Genomic DNA, 2,486 nt, shown 5'->3' with positions numbered 1-2,486 from the left:
GTCGAAGCACGCGGAGCACCGCCTCATCGAGCCTGTCGACGTCTATGTCGTCGGGGTCGAGCCGCGGTTGGCCTTCGGGGGTGAAGAGAGTGTCTCCCATAACGACGTCAAGTCCCGCCTGTAGCGCTGCCGTGGCCGCAGCGCGTTCGTCGGCCGCGAAACCGTGCTGGACGAGTTGGGATACCCCCTCCGCGTCGCCCACGACGACCCCCTCGAATCCCCATTCCTGCTTGAGGAGGTCGGTGAGAAGGCCCCGGTGGGCGTGCATCGGTGTGCCGTTCAAGGAGTTGAACGAAGCCATGACAGTGGCGGCTCCGGCGTGGACTCCAGCCCGGAATGGAGGGAGGTATGTTTCACGCAGGCGACGGCGCGAGACATCGGTGGTGTTGTAGTCGCGTCCAGCCTCGGCAGCACCGTAGGCAACAAAATGCTTCAGGCAGGCGGCGATAGCGTCTGATCGCGTTAGGTCTTCACCTTGATAGCCGCGTACTTTCGCGCCGCCAAAAACCGAGGTCAGGAACGAGTCCTCCCCGAAGCCCTCTACGACGCGACCCCAACGGGGGTCACGGGAGGTGTCGACCATAGGAGAGAACGTCCAGTTCACTCCGTTGCTGCGCGCTTCCGTGGCGGAGATCCGAGCGTCGCTGACAGCCACGCCCGGGTCAAAACTCGCCGCTTGAGCGAGTGGCGTAGGGAAGATCGTGAACTGGCCGTGCACGATGTCCAGGCCGATCAGAAGCGGAATGCCAAGTCGGCTTTCCTCTATCGCGACGCGCTGCAGTTCGTTGGCTTTCGCTGCGGACCTCGGCCAGAAAAGGGCACCGATTCCTCCCCGAGCCAATGCTGAAGCATCATCAAACTGCACCCGGAACTGGATTTGCAGCTGTTCGAGTTTCTCGCGCCAGGTCATGTCGCTAAGGAGTCGTTCAACAGTGCGAGCGGTCATCATCGGAGGTGTCCTCTGCGTCAATCGCGTGTTGGAAGCTGAGAGAGCTCTACAAGCACCACTGCTTGCGGCTCAAAATTGATGTCAAGTTCGACGGTGCCCGCATCAGATACCCGCTGAAGACGTGCTGCAGCKAGCTCCCCGCTGAGGGACTGCTGGCTGACTGTTACGGGCTGCCCCGGCCACGGCAGGTTCGTGATCGTGATGTGCGCTGATTGAACAGAGGCGGATGCCAGTGCTGCACGTTGTGGGGGAAGGCGAAATCCGAGCTCGATCCGCTCTTGGCCGATCGGGATCCGGAACCGGAACTCATCGCTCTCTCGCTTGGCAAGAGCTGACTCCGGCGCGRCGAAGTTGGCGATGAGGATGCGTGCGCGGTCACTGTCACGGCTCGCGAGGCAGGCAAAGCCAGCGTGGTCCCCCCCAGTCACAGCGAGTCGCTGACCAGACATGGCTTGTCCTATGAAGGAGAAGGCAATTCCTTGCTCGTCCGGAGACCCATCCTGACTGTAGATGGCAGCCGGGTCGACGAATCCGTAGTGCGGATCGATTCCGCTGTCCGCCCGGAAGAAGATGGCGTAGTCCAGGGCGGTGTCTTGCAGATAGATGGCGGATGCCGCGTGGAAAGCGGCTTTCTCCTTCGACGGGGCGCGGTTGCTGGGGACTCCGAGGTAGTTCCAATAGGACAGCATGAGCTTGGTGCCAGAAAACCCATAAGCATCCAAGAGGGTGCGTAATTCCTGGGCGACGAACGCGAAGTCCATAGGGTCGCGGCTCGCATCCGTAAACCACAGGAAGGAGAAGAAATCGAGCGGCAACTTTCGTTCCCGCACGTAGGCAAGGAAGCCTTCTCGGTAGTCGGCTCCCGCATTGAGGGAGAACGCCAGCGACGGGCCACCGACGATCAAAGAGTCGTCGACGCGTTTCACCGCCTGGCAGAAGGCCTCGTACATGTCGAAAAATGCGCTGGCAGGGCCGTTGAAGTGAAGCAATCCGAAGTCGGGCTGATCACCGAACTCGAACATGCGTATCGGCTTGGCCGGACCATCCGCCCAGCGCTGAGCGTAGTGGCGGACGATGTGCTCGACGACGACACCGTACGTGGAGATGTCGATCGCAGGAAGCTTGTTGGTTGGGATCGCGCTGGCGAAGGTGAACAGCACCTCCGCTCCGATGGAGTGCACCGCTTCCACCCACTGGTCGGTGGCTGTGAAGTTGTAGCTCGCTGGGTCTTCCGGATTGGCATCCCAGTCGGGGAAGAGGCTCGCGGGGTTGTTCCGCGTGTCAAGGCGAGAGACCCAGTCGTACGATCGCACTAAGGTCACACCCGCGTCACTCCACGACGAGGTGACGTCCGGATAGCCGGGGTGATCGGGCAGCGAGCACGGGATTCCCCCCACACCGTCGCGAACCTTCCACTCGCCGAGGTCGGCAGCGTCAATATGAATGACCCGATGGTTTTCCGCATGACCTCCGTCATCTGGCCCAGCTTTCGCTTCGGGGCCTTCGCGGCCGGGTGCGGTGAGGTCGCGTCCAGCAT

Annotated in this window: 2 protein-coding genes; both read right to left on the bottom strand. The window is 61.7% G+C overall.

Going from position 1 to position 2,486, the window contains the following annotated elements:
- On the bottom strand, window positions 1–949 hold a 949-nt coding region (locus AC1DP3_RS18135), incomplete at its 3' end, for a glycoside hydrolase family 3 protein (RefSeq protein WP_477295740.1).
- A 17-nt stretch (window positions 950–966) separates the two neighbouring features.
- A partial coding sequence (locus AC1DP3_RS18130; RefSeq protein ID WP_477295738.1) for a GH39 family glycosyl hydrolase occupies window positions 967–2,486 on the bottom strand: 1,520 nt, incomplete at its 5' end.

Source organism: Microbacterium sp. P5_B6 (genome assembly GCF_056400345.1).
Note: the sequence above shows the minus strand (reverse complement) of the source record. Positions and strands in the feature narration are given on the sequence as shown.